At 38.8% G+C, this 18,447-nt stretch carries 17 protein-coding genes and 1 pseudogene; all 18 read right to left on the bottom strand.

The features are described 5' to 3' along the window. Positions 1 to 312: 312 nt before the first annotated feature. Positions 313 to 462: pseudogene (locus ACAM22_RS03295) on the bottom strand (IS200/IS605 family transposase); the annotation flags it as partial. 449 nt (positions 463 to 911) lie between these two features. After that, positions 912 to 1,727: a phosphorylcholine transferase LicD gene (locus ACAM22_RS03290; RefSeq protein WP_261052152.1), complete on the bottom strand. Its 816-nt coding sequence runs from the start codon at positions 1,725 to 1,727 to the stop codon at positions 912 to 914. A gap of 1 nt (position 1,728) precedes the next feature. Beyond that, on the bottom strand, positions 1,729 to 2,532 hold the full coding sequence (locus ACAM22_RS03285) for a phosphorylcholine transferase LicD (protein WP_261052150.1): 804 nt from the start codon (positions 2,530 to 2,532) through the stop codon (positions 1,729 to 1,731). Between the two features lie 9 nt (positions 2,533 to 2,541). Further along, positions 2,542 to 4,029: a type IV teichoic acid flippase TacF gene (tacF, locus tag ACAM22_RS03280; RefSeq protein WP_261052148.1), complete on the bottom strand. Its 1,488-nt coding sequence runs from the start codon at positions 4,027 to 4,029 to the stop codon at positions 2,542 to 2,544. Positions 4,030 to 4,549: 520 nt separating this feature from the next. Next, positions 4,550 to 5,584 carry a prephenate dehydratase gene (locus ACAM22_RS03275; RefSeq protein ID WP_261052142.1) on the bottom strand — a complete coding sequence of 345 codons (1,035 nt, stop codon included), beginning with the start codon at positions 5,582 to 5,584 and terminating at the stop codon, positions 4,550 to 4,552. After that, a complete protein-coding gene (locus tag ACAM22_RS03270) occupies positions 5,577 to 7,046 on the bottom strand; it encodes an O-antigen polysaccharide polymerase Wzy family protein (protein WP_261052141.1) in 1,470 nt (489 codons plus the stop codon). The genes ACAM22_RS03275 and ACAM22_RS03270 overlap by 8 nt, the downstream gene beginning before the upstream one ends. Positions 7,047 to 7,061: 15 nt before the next feature. Next, positions 7,062 to 8,048: a glycosyltransferase family 2 protein gene (locus ACAM22_RS03265; RefSeq protein ID WP_265471696.1), complete on the bottom strand. Its 987-nt coding sequence runs from the start codon at positions 8,046 to 8,048 to the stop codon at positions 7,062 to 7,064. Position 8,049: 1 nt separating this feature from the next. Then, positions 8,050 to 9,153: a glycosyltransferase gene (locus ACAM22_RS03260; protein ID WP_265471695.1), complete on the bottom strand. Its 1,104-nt coding sequence runs from the start codon at positions 9,151 to 9,153 to the stop codon at positions 8,050 to 8,052. Next, positions 9,143 to 9,988 (bottom strand): phosphorylcholine transferase LicD, encoded by an 846-nt coding sequence (locus ACAM22_RS03255; RefSeq protein WP_261052135.1) that lies wholly within the window; start codon positions 9,986 to 9,988, stop codon positions 9,143 to 9,145. The genes ACAM22_RS03260 and ACAM22_RS03255 overlap by 11 nt, the downstream gene beginning before the upstream one ends. A gap of 125 nt (positions 9,989 to 10,113) precedes the next feature. Beyond that, entirely contained in the window at positions 10,114 to 11,409 is a 1,296-nt protein-coding gene (locus tag ACAM22_RS03250) for an LCP family protein (protein WP_261052134.1), read from the bottom strand. Further along, positions 11,406 to 12,254, bottom strand: coding sequence for a prephenate dehydratase (gene pheA / locus ACAM22_RS03245; protein ID WP_261052132.1), 849 nt, complete (start codon positions 12,252 to 12,254; stop codon positions 11,406 to 11,408). Before pheA ends, ACAM22_RS03250 begins: the two co-directional genes overlap by 4 nt. Beyond that, positions 12,251 to 12,727: a shikimate kinase gene (locus ACAM22_RS03240; RefSeq protein WP_261052122.1), complete on the bottom strand. Its 477-nt coding sequence runs from the start codon at positions 12,725 to 12,727 to the stop codon at positions 12,251 to 12,253. Before ACAM22_RS03240 ends, pheA begins: the two co-directional genes overlap by 4 nt. After that, complete coding sequence (aroA, locus tag ACAM22_RS03235) at positions 12,720 to 14,003, bottom strand: 3-phosphoshikimate 1-carboxyvinyltransferase (protein WP_369606944.1); 1,284 nt, start codon at positions 14,001 to 14,003, stop codon at positions 12,720 to 12,722. Before aroA ends, ACAM22_RS03240 begins: the two co-directional genes overlap by 8 nt. 91 nt (positions 14,004 to 14,094) lie before the next feature. Beyond that, entirely contained in the window at positions 14,095 to 14,433 is a 339-nt protein-coding gene (locus ACAM22_RS03230) for a YlbF/YmcA family competence regulator (RefSeq protein ID WP_261052118.1), read from the bottom strand. A gap of 53 nt (positions 14,434 to 14,486) precedes the next feature. After that, positions 14,487 to 15,068, bottom strand: coding sequence for a hypothetical protein (locus ACAM22_RS03225; protein WP_265471694.1), 582 nt, complete (start codon positions 15,066 to 15,068; stop codon positions 14,487 to 14,489). A gap of 10 nt (positions 15,069 to 15,078) precedes the next feature. Continuing rightward, positions 15,079 to 16,182, bottom strand: a complete 1,104-nt coding sequence (locus ACAM22_RS03220) for a prephenate dehydrogenase (RefSeq protein WP_265471693.1) — start codon at positions 16,180 to 16,182, stop codon at positions 15,079 to 15,081. A 9-nt stretch (positions 16,183 to 16,191) separates the two neighbouring features. Next, positions 16,192 to 17,358 carry a chorismate synthase gene (aroC, locus tag ACAM22_RS03215; protein ID WP_265471692.1) on the bottom strand — a complete coding sequence of 389 codons (1,167 nt, stop codon included), beginning with the start codon at positions 17,356 to 17,358 and terminating at the stop codon, positions 16,192 to 16,194. Positions 17,359 to 17,367: 9 nt separating this feature from the next. Next, positions 17,368 to 18,435, bottom strand: a complete 1,068-nt coding sequence (aroB, locus tag ACAM22_RS03210; RefSeq protein ID WP_265471691.1) for a 3-dehydroquinate synthase — start codon at positions 18,433 to 18,435, stop codon at positions 17,368 to 17,370. Between the last annotated feature and the right edge of the window lie 12 nt (positions 18,436 to 18,447).

The following is an 18,447-nucleotide window of genomic DNA, read 5'->3' as shown; positions in this document are numbered from 1 at the left end:
TCCACTATATACGCCTTACTATCACGTTCCTGTTCGTAGAGCCACGATTTCGCTATCCCTTCCTTATTTCTAGCGTCAGACTTAAAACGGTCTATCCCCAGACCGTTTTAATCCGCTACCTCACGATAGTCAGGCTTGGGAATCGCTATTGGGTTCACCAGTAGCGGGTGCCCACGGAGGACTTACACCTCAGATGCACGACATGCCCGTCGTACTTAAAAAAGAAAGGACAAAATGTGTCCTTTCTCGATCTTAGCTTTTCTTAAACCCACTACAGTTTACAAAGAGTTGACATATGTACATAATCTAACTGATAATTTCAACTTCCTTATAACTACACAAGCGATGAAATACTTCGCTTAAACTACTTCGATATTGATTATAGACTACTTTTCGTCTATATAAGATGTGATACTTACAGCGCCACTTTGTGTACGATAAACTATGAGACTTTTGTACCATATTTTTTCACTTTTCGATTTACAGAAACAACTTTATTGTATCGCATTTGAAGTTTTTAGGCTATAACCTTCGACGCGCACCTAACGGAGCGAGAAGGATCAATAGTCACATAATTAAAACAAAGTACCCTTAGCTTTCTAAAAGAATAGTATAACTCCCTGACTTAGATTTTACATTAATAAAGTGGATGCGGATAATTTGGCAGCCATATTTAAAGGACATACAAGAAAACTAAATAATATTAAATTTCTTATCATTATATTCTTCATGTATATCACACTTTCCTTTACCATCTATACAGACTACAATTTGCAATATTTTCTGCTGATGTATAAAAAATTGGTCTTAGTAAACTAGAACTCCTTTTTGTGTCCAAGCTTGTATAAGAATATCAATGTCCTAATCTCCTCAATAGACACTCACAAGATTTGTTCTCTCATAAAACAGAATTACTTCTCCACCTTGCGAAAAGCTTTTATACTATGACTATACCACTCCTGCATTTTTTTTGAAGGAAAAGTCATGTAATCGCCATACATTTGGGTTAAAAAGACATCATAATTTTTAGGAATTGGTAACATTCTTCCCTCAAACTCTGTTAAGATTAACTCTTTGAAAGTATTTATTTGGAAAACACCCTTCATTCCCTCTTTATCAACTCCAACCATTCCCTCATATTTCGGCTGTTCTACAACACTATTCTTAACTAACTTATCTATTTTCTTATAGAAGTATCTCGGATTGACAAATCTGAGAGCGTACCAGCTACATAATCTAAGAAAATCTTTTAGTTTGCTGTCACCGTGAACTGCGCGTGATTTTTTGATATAAGCCAGTTGACGAAGAGCCACATACTTATAGCTCTTGTCGACAATGCTCAAATCTGTAAAGCGATCAATTGGGAAGACATCGATAAAGAGACTGGTGTCATGGCGCTTGTACTTAACATGGTCTTCGATAACAGTAGAAGTGTCCAAAATCGATGCGAAATTATGGAAGTACCAAGAAGAGGTATCGTAGGAAAGAACCTTGTAGCGAGGGTGATTTTCTTCCTCAATAATCTTCAATAAGCGCTCATAATCTTCACGATAAAGGGAAATATCAATATCATCGTCCCAGGGAATCATACCTTTGTGGCGGATAGCTCCAAGCATGGTTCCATAACTTAGAAAATAAGGAATATCATGTTTCTTACAAGTCTCATCAATATAGTCTAGCAGGGCTAGTTGAATTTCTTTAATTTCTTCTTTTTCTAAATATTGCATCCTAATCCTCCAATTTATAAGCGTGAAATTCATGACTGTAGAAGCGTTTTTCTTCTGGTGGTAGGGTCATATAATCTCCATAAAATTGTGTCAAAATAGTATCAAATTTTTCAGGTGCTGGAAGGATTAAATTCTCAAATGGGAGATTGATTGTTTTATCAAAGGTACCACTTGGGAAGACTTCCTTTTCCTTAGATTTAGAAGGGATAAAAGCCATATACTGCCCATTATCACGACTATATTTTTGAATTTCTTTCTCGATTTTATTTGCAAAATAACGAGGAGAAACAGGTCGAAGGAGCAACCAAAAGGCTGTTCGTATCCAATCTTTTAAAAGGCTATCTTTATAGACAATATTTTTATGTTTGCTGAAAGACAGAAGTTTGAAGCTTTCCAGCTTATAACAAATATCAATGACCTTAGGATCATCAAAGCGATCCATAGGGAAAATATCGATAAAAACACCAGACTCATAGGTTTTTGTATTCCGAGTATCAATAATTTTAGTTGTACTGTCTGTTATTTTGATAAAGTTGTTAAAGTAGTTCTTATCTGTTTCTAAGGATAAAAGTTTGTATTTACTTTTTTCCTTTTGAAAAATGTTTATAAATCGTTGGTAGTCTTCTCGAGGCATGGACAGATCAATATCGTCGTCCCAAGGAATAAAGCCCTGATGTCGAACTGCCCCAATCAGAGTACCGTAGTTAATAATATAGTTGATATTGTGCTTTTTACAGAGAGTATCAATATAATCCAAAATTTCTAATTCAATCTGTTTGGCATCTTCAATGGTTAGTTGTTTCATTCTAAACTCCTATGATCTTTTGAATTTATTTTTTAAGGCTAGGACATGGTTTAAAAATTCATAGAAAATGCTATCTTTGGTGAAGGCAAGTAGACCAATATAAGAGATGGCTGATAGCAAGACAATCAAACCAGTATTAATCAAAAATGGCAAATTAATGACCATATCCACGGGATATAAGAAATTAATCAGGAAATAAATTCCTACAAAGGAAAGTGAAAAGAGCGAGTATCGAACAGTATAGCTAAAGATATGTCCTAAGTGGATGAGTTGTTTTCTATGGATGAAAATGATATAGAAAACAAGTAGAGAGGTCTCTGATAGCATAGTTGTCAGTAAGTAGTATTCAGGAGCCACGATGTGGTTGAAAAAGAGGAGACTATTTAAGCCCAAATTGAGTAATCCTGCAAAGACTGTATAGACTGTGATTCGTTTTTCATAGCCATTTGTAAAGAGAATTTGGGAACCAAGAATGGTATCCAGTGCCAGGATAATCGTGCGAAAAGCGAAGAGAGAGGTTAAGATACCGCCTCCGATATATTTTTCACTACCATAAAGTAGGATAGCATTTGGTCCTAAAACCATGAGTCCGAAACTGAGTGGAATGATAAAGAAGTTAAAGATTCGACTTCCTCTGTTAACCAGAGAAACATAGGCTTCTTTGTCTCCTTTACCCAAATAGTAACTGAGACGAGGCACACTCACTCCGATAGCTCCTGTTACAACACCAGCTATAACGGTCACAATTCGTTGAGCCATGGTATAGTAACTAACGTTGACATCAATCCCTGTTTTAACGAGGAAGAGACGATCCAAAAAAGTGAAGAGCATATTGGCATTTGCAAAGACTAACATGGCTGTTAGAGGGAGAAAGAGCGGTTTAAAATCACTTATGTGAATCTTAACAAGCTTAATGTCTCTTTTAATCCAAAAATAACTAATCAGATAGTTAATCAGTGTTGATAAACTCATCACAAGTGTATAGACAACAATATCATGTTCATTTTTGACAAACAGGAAAATAGAGACCAGCATCAGGATACGGATGAAGGCAGTCTTGTAAAAGAGAAAACTGTAATTTTCCAGAGCTTCATTGACCCACTCGATTGAAAAAATCTGGGCAATAAGCTGAATCCCCATAACAAGGTAGACTTTTTTGACGATTGGATTATCAGTAAAGAAGAGAGGATAAGCTAGGATATAGACAGCAGTAGTCAAAATTGTACAAGCTATGCACAAATAAAAAAGACTAGAGAAGGTTCTATTCAGATCTTTTTTGTTATCCTTGACATTACTGATGGCCCGTAAACCGTAGTTATAGACCCCATAAGTCGCAAAGGGCAAGAAAAATGACAAAATAGTGTCAACTGAGTTGAAGTAACCATAGTCAGTTCGGTCCAAGAGACGCGCGACGTAGGTACCAGTTAAGATGGGAAAAATAATATTCAAGACACGAATTCCCATGTAAGATAGAGCATTTAATTTTATACTTTTCATTCAATTTACCTCGTTTTTCATTATATCATAAAGTTAGTTAAAATAACTCTTTTGTTTTCAACAACTAGTCTTTAATTATTTTAAAAAATTTTTAGGAACTCAAATCCTCAAAAATTTAAGATTAAAAACTAACTTTTTGAGGATTTTAAATAAAATTTATTGAACTTTAACCAAGGACAAATATATCGTTAAAAAAGCAAAAACTCCAATTGGGATTGAAAATACAAAAATTATTAAGTCTTAATTATTTAGTTACAGTACGATAATTATAATAAGATTTAAAGTTTATGATTTATATCTTTCATAGAAGTCTTTTCAATTAACTTTTAAGTAATCTTTGAATTGAGAATCTAACGGATTTGTTGATATTCTTTACTAGAGGACTCTCCGTGACTACCATCTTCTAACAAGACAACAAAATAGACTCCATAATATCTATAGGGAGGGTACCCACTACAAATATTATGGAGCCTCAAAATCGACTCTTCGCCAACTTTAAAGACACGATGTATCAGGATGCTTATAATTTAAAGGTTGCTACACCGAGGATAGAACGATTTAAGTTTCGAAGAATTTGAAGACTTTGTTCAAATTTCTTATAACGAGTCACTCCGTATTCTTCAACAAGAAGGACTGTATCTCTTTCTAAAAGAGATGGTACATCTTGTAAATCTACAAAATGCATTCCTTTCAAAATCTCTTGATTTTGTTTTAATTTATCTAGAATAGCTTTATTTGAGCTAACAATAGTCAATTCTTGTCCAGCATTTTTGTATGACAAGACATCTGCTAGGTTGGCAATTGTTGTGATCTCTGTTACAAAATCAATTTGATATTGAGAAAAATCACCTGCTCTATTGATTGTTGGGTTAAAGAGATAAACCAATACATTTCCCATCACAACCAAAATCACACAGACTACTCCAATAACAGCTAAACGGAGAATCAAATTCTTCACATTCAATCCAAGCGCTGTCTCACCATTTGCATTCAATTCTTTAGAGTTGATGGTTTCCAATTTTTCAATTTTTACATTTGCAAAAGTGTGTTTAAATTTCTCAATCAATCCATCAATTTTTCGCTCCAACAAGTCATTAGCATCTTTACTTGGTGTCAAAATTTTCACACCAACCCCTGCATCGTCAATCATATAATAGACGGTCAATTTTTTCCACCAATAGTCACTTGTAGAATTTTTCAAGGTTGTTTCTGTCGTATCTAATTCACTGGCAATTTTTTTCAACTCACTAGAATCTACATCATTGAAAAGATAAGCTCCATTCAAATTCCCATCAATCAATTTCCCATAAAAATCACTATAACCACCAATTTGATGATTCAAAATCGTTTTGGCTGAATCTTCTGGAGGAGTGATTTTATAGCTAAGATAAGTTGAATAACTTGTTGTGTCTTTGACAGTATTTTTATTCTTAACAGCTTTAATTGTAAATGGTACAGCAATAAGAGCAAATAAAGCTATGAGAGCTAAAATATTTGCTTTTCGTTTTTTGTAAAGATTTGCAAACAAATCAGCTACTGAATAATGTTCAAACATGATTTTTTTCTCCTTTGTTTAGTAGATACTGGTTTTCTTTTGTAAGCATTTTTGCTACAAATATAATCACAAGAACAATTCCCCAGAATTGCATTGTAAATAAATTGAAGAAACTTTCTGAAAAGCTACTTCTTGGCATAAAGAATAGATTATTCAAGATGAGTAGGGACAAGGCAAATAGGATTGTTCTTGAACGATAGGCTACTTGCAGCATGGCTATGAATAACATACCTAGCAAGAGACTAAGTAGAAAGACTCCTATCATACCATAGTCTGTATATAACTCCATGATATAACTACTTCCGATACCATGTCCTTTCAAATATTCCTTGTTCAAAACAAGATAGGATAGATTGTGGGCATAACTATTACTATCAATAGCCAATTCCACACTATTGGTTGTATGCTCAAAGGCTTTTCCTCCGAAAATTGCCCCCAAACTCCCCCTTGCAAAATAATCAAGAACAGGACCAAAAGTAAAATTACGGAAATCTCGATAAGGTAGGCTACTGTTAAATAGAAAACCTCGAGCCAAGACACCAAAACTAGTCCCTTGTTTATAGATAAAGTCAAGTAAGATATCCCAGAAACCTGTATGGGAAACTTGGACATTATCCCGTACATAATTGAGTACTCCCATCGCTAACATGAGAATAGGAGATCCTACAAAAATCGCTAACTTTTCTTTAAATCCAATCCATTTTCCTTTTTCAGTTTGCTCCCGCATAAAGTAATAAACAAAAGCAAATAAAATACTTAAAATAAAAGGATTTCGTGTTCCAATTGCCAAATGAATGGTATTAGCTGCAATGAAGGATACTAACACTGCTGTTGCCTGCAATTTCTTAGGCTTGGTTGCCAGATACATACACATTGCATAGACCGTAAAGGTAGACAAGATGTAGGTAATATAAGGCAGTTTACTTTCAAAATTTGCATAGTAGGCATAGTAGGAAGTCTGCAAGCGATACAGGAGTCGTTCAAATAATCTAATGAAATAGAAAGGATAGGTTAGAAGAAAAACTCCGAGTGATACAAAGCGTAACCGCTTGATATAAATCTCTTTTAGAGAACTTCCTATCTTGGGTACTTTAATTTGCTTCCTAGCTATAAAATAACGAGCCAGGATGCCTCCTGTGGTCAAGCCCAGAATCGAAACCATGACGACTATAAAGGCAAAACGATAAGCTATCGGATGATAGGTATCCAGGGCGCCATCCCTAAAATAATCAATGGTCGGTCTTGATACCAGAAAGACAAAAATAGTTAAATAGAAAATAAAATGGATTAAGTAATACTTGATATCATTCCAACAAGCAATTAAGCTACTAACCAGTAAGAACAATAAAGTAGAAAGCAAGCTAACATTGTTATTATTAAAAAGATACACAATTCCACTTACTAGCGTCAAGGCATAGCTGACTATGGTTAAACTAAATAATAGTCGTTTTCCATCAATCACTTGCTCACCCCCGTTCTAATGTAATTTTTTAGATTTTTCAATATTTTTCAGTAATAAGAATCGGTATAAAGAAATATTTATGAATAGAGCCAAAGCACTAATTCTTCTCCCCTTACGGAAAATTGGATTCCTAGCAATAGCAAAGGCATGGCTTTTTAAAAAACGATGAATCTGAGAATAGGCTTCAAATTGTTTATACTGATCATCTAGTAACATCTTATCCAGAATAAAAAAGTAGGCATAGGCCAATCTGAAAAAAGCAACCTCTTTCAAATCCGGATAGTTTTTCACAACTTCATTGTAAAACTTTTGGTAGATATCAATATAGGCTAAATCCTTCTCTGCATAGGGTTTAGTCGTAATACTATCCCCTCTATGGAAATAGTAATAATAGGGTTTGGTATTAACAACGTACTTCTTAGCCAACTTGATTAAATCAAAATGATAATAAGCATCTTCATAAATCAATCCCTTCGGAAAGGATAGGGCAGTTGCAATCTGTCTCTTGATTAGCTTATTGCAAATCGTTCCAGGGATTTTTTCACCTATGAGGTATTCCTTTAGAAATGTTTGAGAATCACAGACAAAATAGTCATCCTGATTGGCTGATTGTGGACTTTCATCATTAGCATAGACATTCATGACACCACAGCTTGAGACATCCGCATCTTCTTGAACTAATTGCTCATATAAGCTCTGAATCATTTCCGGATGGATATAATCATCTGAGTCAATAAAAATCAGATAATCTCCGTGAGCCTGCTTCATTCCATCATTTCGTGCTTGCGACAATCCTTCGTTCTTTTTATGAAGCACTGACATCCTATCATCTTGTTCAGCGATTGCATCACACAAGCGACCGCTCTCATCTGTTGCACCATCATCAACAAGAATAATTTCCAGATTTTGATAGGTCTGCTCCTGAATGGAAGCTATCGATTTTTCTAGGTACTGTGCTACATTATAGACTGGCACAATCACACTAATTAATGCAGTTTCCATGCTACTCCTCTAATAGTTTTTCTACTTGTTCGATTTGTTTGGCAATTGTGAATTGTTGAATAAATTGGCTAGCCTCATTAACATCGAAGTTTGAGGCAGAAGTCATGTAGTTCGTAATTGCCTGAGCTGCCTCTTGGTTTCTTTCAATGATTTGCCCAAATCGTCCTTCTTGGGATAATTCCTCAGCCCCTCCAACATCCGTAGAGACAAAAGGAAGTCCTAGACTCAAGGCCTCCACATACACTCCAGGAAAGCCTTCTTGTTTAGACATAGACAAGAGAACTTTCATCTGAGACAAATACTGATAAGGATTTTTTTGATAACCAAGGAAATGTACATAGTCTTCAAGCTCATACTCTTTGACTCGTTTTTTCAGTTCCTCTTCCATATCACCAGCCCCTATGAAGTAGAGATGATAGTTTTTTCCCTCTTGGTGTAATAGCTTTATCACTTCCACCACACGGTCAGAACCCTTATTTTCCTCAATCCGTCCGATAGTACAGATACTTTGAGGTGAAATCTCGATATCTATCTTCTCTTGAGATTTTTCTAGAATACTCTTAAAATCATATCCATTGTAAACTGTCCGTAATTTCGAAGCATAATCTGGATAGACTTCCTTGATAGAATGACTGGTCTTTTTTGAAATTCCTACAATGGTATCCGCAGCATCCAACTGGCGTCTATGTGATTCTCTTTTTGAGCTATCCTTAATAAATTCTTCGATACTTCCATGAATCCAAGAGATTTTCTTGACTTCTTTTCTTTTAGAGAACAAAAGTGGAGGATTCATAATGGTAAAGGAAACTTCAACATCATAGTCATCTTTCACCAGTAAGCGACGTGTCAATCTTGGAAAATAAATTCTCATTCTCCACAAAAGAGCTCGAATCCATCTGGCTTGGCGATAATCCTGAAGGGATTTTAAAATGCGTACATGCTTGGGAACAGATTCGTATCCCTTGTCAAAATGTTCCATTTCCAGAATATCAATATCATACTTTTCTGGATCTAGATTTGAAACAATGGTAGATAGAATCTTCTCTGCGCCACCCCCGAGAGAAAAAGACCACATAAAAAATAATATTTTTTTCTTAGCCACCATATTCTCCCTTGTATTCAGTATAAGACTTATCCATATCAGCGATGACAGCATCATGATGTGGTAGCTGCTTGTCTGCTGGTGGAGGCGTCATATAATCCCCAAAAGCAGTGCTGAGATAGGCATCGTAGCCAACTGGAATAGGCATCTCTGTCCCTTCAAATGGCAAGAAGAGGTTATCTTCAAAAGATTCAATTAGGTACTTGTTTCTCATGTAACCAGGACCCGAGCATAATTCCGTGATTCCATCGCTCTCAGCTAGACTGTACTTGGTCATTTCTTTTTCAGCTTTTTTCCAAATGCGATAACGGAGAGATTTTGGAGTCAACCCCAGTAAAATACGGCTTCCCCATTTCATAAGTGCGCCATGTTTTTCTGGAATAGTTTGCGCACAAAAAAGAGAATAAATCAAGGCCCAACGAACCTGTTTTTTCCGCTCAGCTGGATTTTTCGGATAATAATCCAAAGGCAACACATCCAAGGCCAGACCATGTGGCAAATCCAAATCCTGCTGATAAGGTTTGATACAGGTGGTTTCCTTGTCACGAATGGTAATAAAAAGATTGCGGTCGACAAAATCCTTGTTACTCTTTGACAAGAAATAACGTTCATCTGCATAACGAGGCCATAATTCTGCTAATTTCTCATAATCTTTACGAGGCATAAAAAAGTCTAGGTCGTCATCCCAAGGAATAAATCCCTTGTTTCGAAGGGCACCAATAGCACCTCCCCCACAGAGATAACAAAGCAAATCATGTTCTTTACAAAAGGCCACAAAATATTCAGCCATCTCCAGACTACGAGCCTGAATTGCTTTTAAATCAGTCATATTATTCATTATTCTTTCTATCGTATCGTTCCATTATACCACAAATAGGGGGTGAAAATCTATTGAAGACTGTAAAAAATCAAAGCCTGACTACTATCCAAATAGCTATCAAACTTTGATTTTTCTGTCTTATCTTATCTCAAGCCCATCTGAGACAATTTATTCTGATATTTGTTTTGATCGACAAGCAAGCCCAAGCCTCCATAAACATCGTAGGCATCTACCCAGTCACCAAGTTCTGGAATCGTCAATTTTTCAATGCCATTTTGAGCTCCGTCTAGGAAAGACAAGCCATTTGTTAACAGGAAGGTATAAGGAACATTCGTTGAGGTCATTGCGAATACCTTGCCAAGTGCCTCCGAGCCTGTAAAGAGCTTGGTTGGATCTTTGAGTTGCTGAAGAACTGCTGTCAGTACTTGTTGCTGTCTTTTGGTACGGCCGTAATCCGCCTCATCATCATCACGGAAACGAGCATAATTGAGCAGGGTCGATCCATTCATCTGCTGTTTTCCGACTTTGATGGTTTGGGTTGGAGACTCAGTCTCAGTAGCGTGTAAATCATCTCCGACTGTAGCTTCTGTTAGTGGGCGCCCATTCAATGTTGAAAATTGAGCATCAATTGTCACCCCATCAGGGAAAAGTGTGTCAATCGCTGTGGCAAAGGCCTGAAAATCGACCAAGGCATAGTACTTAATATCCAAGTCAAAATTATCTTTCAAGACTTGGCGAACCATTTCTGCCCCTTTTTGCCCCTCTTGTTCTCCTAACTCATAGGCTACGTTTAACTTGTTATCCGTCTGTTTTCTACCGTTAATCACTTGACTGTAACCGTCTATATAAACCAAATTATCACGCATGAAGCTGACCAGCTTAATTTTCTTATCTGAGCCGCCAACATTTAATACCATAATAGAGTCCGTCCGCGTCTCAGCACTATTTTGACCGATTCGCCCATCTGTACCCATGATCAAAATATTAACTCCATCTCTGGTATCTTGACCATTAAAGACTTCTACTTGAGCTGCCCGGGCATTGACATTTTTATCTGGATTAGCATTGGTGTAACCTTTTAAGAACATAAAAATCATACCCAATGCTAGACAAGCTAAGAGAGTAAGTAAACCTGCGAAAATGCGCCCCCACCGTAGCTTCCGCTTTTTAGTTTTTTTCTTTGGAAGAGAATTGATTTTCTGGTATCTCTCAGAACGACTACGGCTATTATAAGAAGGAATCGAAGTGTTAGCACTTGACTTTCTATAATCCTCGGTCAATTCCTGATTTTCTGAGGTGGCGTCATTACTTGCCCTGTTTAATTTATCTTGCAAGTAAGCAAACTCTTTTTTTTCTCGCTCATTGAGGTAATGAATATTCTTAAAGAGATAGTCATAACGTAACTGCTCGTGGTGGCTTAAGGGATTTTCTTTACTCATCTTCTCTCCTTTCCATGGTCTGATATTGGATAAATAGGATAGGCACCCAGAACCTTATACTGGATTCCGATGGCTTCTAATTCTTTTTGGGCAAAGTGGACCAAGTCCTTATCAGTATAGTCCACATCGATAATGAAAAAGTATTCGCCCAACGCTGTCTTGAGTGGACGACTTTCAATTTTTGTCAGGTCAATTCCTCTCCAAGCAAAGGTCGAAAGAGCCTTATAAAGTGCACCTGGAAGGTTGTCAGGTAAGGTCAAGGCCAAACTCATTTTCTCAGTTTGTGCTTGCAAGGGAATAGCTGCACCTTCAGCTCCCAGAACCCAGAAACGTGTGAAATTGGCTTCCATTTCCTGAATATCCTCAGCAATCAGTTCTAAACCATATTCTTCTGCAGAACTTCTAGGAGCAATGGCTGCATAAGGCTGGTCTGGATGTTCGGAAATAAAACGGGCCGCATAAGCTGTACTAGCTGTTACCTCGATTTGGGCCTCTGGATATTGTTCATCGATGAATTTCTTTCCTTGAGCCAAGGCCTGTGGATGAGAAAAAATCTTTTCAATCTTAGTATGACCTGGAACCACCATCAACTGCTGATGAATAGGCTGAACGATTTCTGCCACTGCTTGGATGCGAGCCTGATGAAAAAGGTAGTCCAAGGTTTCATGAACACTACCCTCGATAGAATTTTCAACTGGCACCACAGAATAGTCCACCAAACCTTGCTCATAGGCCTTGATGACATCTGTAATGTTGGCAAAGGCCTGCAATTCCTCATGAGGAAAAGCTGTCTGCACTACGTGGTGTGAAAATGATCCCTTGGGACCTAGATAAGCAATTTTCATCTCAGTTCCTCTATAATTTCCTCTGGGCTTAACTTGGTCACGTCCAAAACCCGACTGGCCACTTCCTCATACCAAGCCTGTCTTTCTTGAAAAATAGATGTTAGTTCTTCCTTGCTATTATTTAGAAAAAGCGGGCGCTGATTGTCCTTATCAGCTGCGATACGATGGTAGAGGGTTTCAAAATCTGCTTTCAGGTAGATGTTATCAGAATTGGTCTTTAGTAAGTCACGATTTCGTTGAGAAATAACCACTCCTCCACCAGTTGACACAACTTGGTCTGTTTGTAGTAACTCCGCTAGAATTTCTGACTCTATCTGACGAAAGGCCACTTCGCCCTTTTCAGCGAAAAATTCCGCAATGGACATACCTAAGCGTTTCTCAATCAGGGCATCCATATCGAGGTAATCTGAGTCTAAACCTCTTGCAATAGTGGACTTGCCAGCCCCCATAAATCCTAGTAATACCTTAGCCATGAATCAAGCACTCCAAATCATCAAAGAAGCTAGGATAGCTGGTATTTATGGCTTCAGCACGGTCAAGCTCCACTTCTCCATCTGCAACCAAGAGAGCTGCGATAGCTGTCATCATACCGATACGGTGGTCTCCAAAAGTATTGACTCTAGAACCGTGAAGGGCTGATTTTCCTTTGATAATCATTCCATCTGCTGTAGGTGTGATATCCGCACCCATGCTATTTAAAGCGTCTGCCACAACCTGAATGCGGTCTGTTTCCTTAACCTTAAGTTCCTCAGCATCCTTGATAACTGTTACACCATGTGCTTGGGTAGCCAGAAGAGCAATAATGGGCAATTCATCAATCAAGCGTGGAATCAAAGCGCCACCAATCTCTGTTCCTTTGAGGTCTGAAGACTCAACAGTTAAGGTAGCAGATTTAGCGACTGGGTCAATATCAGTCATTTCCAATTTTCCACCCATGGCGCGAATGACATCAATGATACCTGTACGCGTTTCGTTAATACCAACATTCTTCAGCACTAGACGAGAATTTGGAACAATCAAACCTGCAACTAACCAAAAGGCTGCACTGGAAATATCTCCTGGAACAACCACCTTTTGTCCATTCAGTTTTTGTGGCCCTTGGACTGCGATTTTCTTACCGTCCACACTTAAATGACCACCAAATTGTTGCAACATATCTTCAGTATGATTACGGGTGCACTCTTTTTCGATAATAACAGACTCCCCCTGAGCCTGCAAGGCTGCAAACATCAAGGCTGACTTGACTTGGGCAGAGGCAATTGGCAACTCATATTGAATAGGTCTTAGGTTTTTCGTCCCTTTTAAGTGAAGGGGAGGCAGATCTCGATCAGTTTGCCCTGAAATACTAACGCCCATTTTTTTCAATGGAATAGTCACACGGTCCATAGGACGTTTGGAAAGACTGTCGTCTCCGAACATCTCTACTTCGAAGTCGGCCCCTGCAAGGACACCTGAAATCAGGCGAATAGAGGTGCCAGAATTTCCCATATCAAGGGCATTTTGCGAAGCTTTTAGGCCGTCCATACCGACACCTTGAATGGTAATAACCCCATCTTTATCCTCAATCTCAACACCAAGGTCACGAAAAACTTGAATAGTTGAGAGCACGTCCTCGCCCCTTAAAATATCATAAACCTTTGTCTCACCCTCAGCCAAACTTCCAAAGATAATGGAACGGTGACTGATAGACTTGTCACCTGGAACGCGGATACTGCCATGTAAGTGGCTAATGTTTGTTTTTAGTTTCATACTGGACCTCATACTTGCAATACTTTTACCTATTTTATCATAAAAAGCCAGAAATTCCTTAAAAATTCCTGACTTTAGGATTGTTATTTTCTTATTTTAGCAATTCTGAAACTGGTTCGAAAACAATTTTTTCAATGTCAGAAAGGTAAATTGCCAATTGTTGTTGCTTGGTAAAGAATTCTGATAAGAGGCTATTCCCCTGAATCTGCTTGCCAAAGCCTTCCATCTTATCTTGGAAGGAAGCATCTGGCATTTGACCTGTCTGTGCTAGTTTTTGAATTTCCTCTTGAAAGGCAACATATTCTGTAAAAATTTTGCTTGCCTCAGCATCTGCTGCAATCGCATCTTTAGCTGCTTTAACAGCCTTGTATTCTGGTAATTCGCGCAGACCGCGACTGAGTTCGTTTGCACTATCGTAAATATTTGACATAATTTTCTCCTTATTTATTTCTTTTAAAATTACTAGTCACTCTGTGGTCATTATTATTGTGCAATCACTTTTATATGACCTCTTGAATATCCATTGCTTAATTCCTTATCTGGTATATACTCGATCTTCAAAGTTCCTAAATTAGAACTTGTTTTTATTTCATTTGACATAAGATTATCAAAATAGTTATCTATTTCATCATCAGATAAGGATGATTCAATTGATTTAACAATATCATGAAATACTTCTTTCAGTCCTGCAACACCAGATTCACTATTTTCATTTGTCTGATTTATTGTTACATTGAGTTTATCAGTATCATTTGCATGTAAAAATTCCAAGTAGTATCCGTAGCTTGATGCGAAATATTTTATTTTTATATTTCCTTTTTTGATATTTTCTAATGGGCTATTAGAATTTTGATTATAGCTATTAATGAAATCATTAATAATCCTATCGTCTACATACTTTGAATTAATTTTCTCTGAACTTGTTTCTTTCTTGGATGGTTCATTTTTTGTCTCGACACTTGCTTCTGAATTAGTTTTCACATCTTTTTTAACAGCGTAAGCTCTAAGTAAGATAAAAGAAATAAAGATAATACCAAATATGAATTTAGGCTCTATTTTAGGCATATTTTTCTCCTTATTTGATGACGACTGTGTAGTCGGTATTTTCTGTTATGAGGTGCTCGGCTCGTTCCAAGTCTTGAGCATTTTTAAATGAAATTTGTAGGATCCCGTGAATATCCTCACGGTTTTCCTCATTGATGTGAATATTAACCAAGGAAGTTCCACGAAGCAATTCCAAAATCCTCAAGATGACATCTTCTTCATCGGGAACATCGACATAGAGGTCGTAAGAACTGTCCACACCACCACGCTTATGGATTTCCATGGCCTGGCGTTGTTCACGCGCTTGGTTGAAAAAGTTCCAGATTTGCTCTTCATCTCCCTTGCTGATGGCTTGTCCAACCTCATCTAAACGTTCCTTGAAATCCTCAATACGGTCTAGAATAGTCTCACGATTGGACAAGAGAATGGAGGTCCACATACCCGGCTCGCTTTCCGCAATTCGGGTCATATCTCGAAAACCACCTGCCGCAAAGCGCCTTGCCATCTCATGTTCTTGAGCATAGACTGCCGTCTGCTCCATAAGACTAGAAGCCAGAATATGAGGAAAATGGCTAATCTGAGAAGTGACACAATCATGCTCCTTGGCATCAATTTCGATAAAACGAGCATGAAGACCTGAAAGCAAGTCCCTCATTTCCTCAAGCGTGTCCTGACCTGTCAGACTCGAAGGTGTAAAGATATAATAGGCATTTTCAAAGAGATTAACATCCGCAGAAGCAGCCCCTGTCTTGTGACTACCAGCCATGGGATGGGCCCCGACAAAACGAACAGGTTTGCCAGCCAAATATTGCTCCGCCGCATCCACAATGGCTGACTTGGTCGAACCAGCATCTGAGATAATGACGCCTTCTTTCAAGTCCAAGTCGGCCAACTCCTTAATGAAAGCAATGGTTTGTTTGATTGGCAAGCTGAGAATGATGATATCTGCCATAGGAGCAAAACTGGCAAAATCATCCGTTGCACGGTCAATCATACCTTCTTTCAAAGCGATATCTCTCGAAGCTTGACTGCGATTATAACCTAAAATTTCATAATCTGGATGATCGCGCTTGATACCGAGAGCCATTGAGGCACCAATCAAACCAAAACCTGCGATATAGACTGTTTTTGCCATAGGAACTCCTTAATAGTTCTTTGTATAGTCTCGGTGTTTAGCTACCGCTTCTTTTAATTCCTCTAGATTGTCTGATGAGAATTTTTCGAGGATTTCTTGTGCCAGAACCGTTGCCACAACGGCTTCCATGACCACTCCTGCAGCTGAAAGGGCGGTCGGATCACTTCTTTCAACAGTTGCCTTGTAAGGTTCGTGGGTTTCGATATCCACACTCATAAGAGGCTTATAAAGAGTAGGAATAGGCTTCATAACTCCACGAACAACGATAGGCTGGCCATTGGTCATACCACCTTCAAAGCCACCCAGATTGTTGGTGCGACGGGTATAGCCCTCTTCTTTAGACCAGAGAATTTCATCCATAACTTGGCTGCCTTTACGATAACCAGCTTCAAATCCAAGACCAAATTCCACCCCTTTAAAGGCATTGATAGAGACAACTGCTTGGGCAAGTCTGGCATCCAATTTTCTGTCCCATTGAACATAGGAACCAAGACCAACTGGAACACCTCCAACGACTGTCTCGACAACTCCACCAATGGTATCACCGTCACGCTTTATTTGGTCAATATAATCCTTGATTTCCTGTTCCCGGTCTTGGTTGACAATAGAAACTTCAGACTGGGCAGCTCTTTCCTTAATCTCAGCAACTGTGAGATTCTCAGGAACATCGATTTCCTTGCCACCAAAGACTACGACATGGTTGGCAATCTCCATATCCAGCTCAGCCAAGAGGCGTTTGGCTACTGCCCCAACTGCCACCCGCATGGTGGTTTCACGAGCTGACGAACGCTCCAAAGAATTTCGCAAATCATCAAAACGGTACTTGATGCCCCCAACCAAGTCGGCATGACCTGGCCGAGGATGGGTGATTTTTCGTTTGCTTTTAAGGCGATCTTCAATGTCCTCTGCAGACATGATGTCCAGCCATTTTTGGTGATCTTTATTGACGACATCCATGGTAATGGGAGCCCCTGTCGTCTTCCCGTGGCGAACGCCCGAAGTAAAGACAACCTGGTCGCTCTCAATCTTCATACGACCGCCACGACCGTAGCCACCCTGACGGCGTTTAAGGTCGCCATTGATGTCCTCTACTGTCAAAGGAAGTCCTGCTGGAATTCCTTCAATAATAGCCGTCAGACGGGGACCGTGTGATTCTCCTGCAGTTAAATATCTCATACGTTCTCCTTATTTTACCAAATAGTCTTTCATCTCTTCTAGAGAAACTGGGTGAATGGTCGCTGAACCAAGCTCTGGCACCAAGACCAACTTCAAGGTATTGCCACGCGATTTCTTGTCATGAGTCAAAGCTTGATAAAGCTTATCTACATCCCAGTTTTCATAGTCGATAGGTAGGCCAAATTTCTGACACATATCTGTAATGGACTGGGTAATGCCAGTTGGCATAAGGCCTTTTTCCTCAGCAACCTTGGCAATCTGTACCATTCCCATGGCCACAGCTTCTCCATGCATGACTTTTCCATACCCGGCAGTAGCTTCAATGGCATGGCCAATAGTATGGCCAAAATTGAGGTAAAGACGAACACCATTGTCTAACTCATCCTCAACCACCATCTTGCGCTTAACCTGGCAAGAATGTTCAATCAAGGTCTCTGCGTATTTCAAAATGCTCTCCACAGAACCATCCAGCTCCGTCAAAAGAGCCCATAATTCTGGATCCTCAATCAAGCCATACTTGATGACCTCACCCATTCCTTCAATCAACTCTCTTTTTCCGAGGGTTTCAAGAACAAGTGGGTCAATCAGAACCCCATCTGGTTGGGCAAAGGTCCCCACCATATTTTTAGCAAATGGAGTGTTAACGCCTGTCTTTCCACCGATAGAAGAATCAACCTGGGCTGTCAAACTAGTCGGAATCTGAACAAAATGAATGCCCCGCATATAGGTAGAGGCTACAAAACCTGCCAGATCCCCAACGACACCGCCACCAAGAGCCACGATTCCATCGCTACGAGTCAGCCCCTGCTTAACTAGGAATTCATAGACTTTCTGAACAGTGGTTAAATTCTTTCTTTCTTCGCCTTCTAAAAAGTCAAATACAGCTACCTGAAAACCAGCATCTTCTAGGCTGAGTTTGACCTTCTCTGCATAAAGAGAAGCTACATGGTTGTCTGTTACGATGACCACTTTTTGTGGTTGCCAGAGTTCTCGCAACCATTGACCAGCCTGAGCCAGACAACCTTTTTCAATCTGAATATCATAAGGATGATGAGGAATATCGATTCTGATTTTCATAGGAGAATCTCC

It is taken from the genome of Streptococcus sp. SN-1 (assembly GCF_041154385.1).
Lineage (GTDB): Bacteria > Bacillota > Bacilli > Lactobacillales > Streptococcaceae > Streptococcus > Streptococcus mitis_CT.
This window is presented reverse-complemented; position numbering and strand designations above follow the sequence as displayed.

Excerpts from the sequence above, each read along its gene's own strand:
- ACAM22_RS03290 (WP_261052152.1), bottom strand. The coding sequence starts at position 1,727 with ATGCAATATTTAGAAAAAGAAGAAATTAAAGAAATTCAACTAGCCCTG.
- ACAM22_RS03285 (WP_261052150.1), bottom strand. The coding sequence starts at position 2,532 with ATGAAACAACTAACCATTGAAGATGCCAAACAGATTGAATTAGAAATT.
- tacF (WP_261052148.1), bottom strand. The coding sequence starts at position 4,029 with ATGAAAAGTATAAAATTAAATGCTCTATCTTACATGGGAATTCGTGTC.
- ACAM22_RS03275 (WP_261052142.1), bottom strand. The coding sequence starts at position 5,584 with ATGTTTGAACATTATTCAGTAGCTGATTTGTTTGCAAATCTTTACAAA.
- ACAM22_RS03265 (WP_265471696.1), bottom strand. The coding sequence starts at position 8,048 with ATGGAAACTGCATTAATTAGTGTGATTGTGCCAGTCTATAATGTAGCA.
- ACAM22_RS03260 (WP_265471695.1), bottom strand. The coding sequence starts at position 9,153 with ATGGTGGCTAAGAAAAAAATATTATTTTTTATGTGGTCTTTTTCTCTC.
- ACAM22_RS03255 (WP_261052135.1), bottom strand. The coding sequence starts at position 9,988 with ATGAATAATATGACTGATTTAAAAGCAATTCAGGCTCGTAGTCTGGAG.
- ACAM22_RS03250 (WP_261052134.1), bottom strand. The coding sequence starts at position 11,409 with ATGAGTAAAGAAAATCCCTTAAGCCACCACGAGCAGTTACGTTATGAC.
- pheA (WP_261052132.1), bottom strand. The coding sequence starts at position 12,254 with ATGAAAATTGCTTATCTAGGTCCCAAGGGATCATTTTCACACCACGTA.
- ACAM22_RS03240 (WP_261052122.1), bottom strand. The coding sequence starts at position 12,727 with ATGGCTAAGGTATTACTAGGATTTATGGGGGCTGGCAAGTCCACTATT.
- aroA (WP_369606944.1), bottom strand. The coding sequence starts at position 14,003 with ATGAAACTAAAAACAAACATTAGCCACTTACATGGCAGTATCCGCGTT.
- ACAM22_RS03230 (WP_261052118.1), bottom strand. The coding sequence starts at position 14,433 with ATGTCAAATATTTACGATAGTGCAAACGAACTCAGTCGCGGTCTGCGC.
- ACAM22_RS03225 (WP_265471694.1), bottom strand. The coding sequence starts at position 15,068 with ATGCCTAAAATAGAGCCTAAATTCATATTTGGTATTATCTTTATTTCT.
- ACAM22_RS03220 (WP_265471693.1), bottom strand. The coding sequence starts at position 16,182 with ATGGCAAAAACAGTCTATATCGCAGGTTTTGGTTTGATTGGTGCCTCA.
- aroC (WP_265471692.1), bottom strand. The coding sequence starts at position 17,358 with ATGAGATATTTAACTGCAGGAGAATCACACGGTCCCCGTCTGACGGCT.
- aroB (WP_265471691.1), bottom strand. The coding sequence starts at position 18,435 with ATGAAAATCAGAATCGATATTCCTCATCATCCTTATGATATTCAGATT.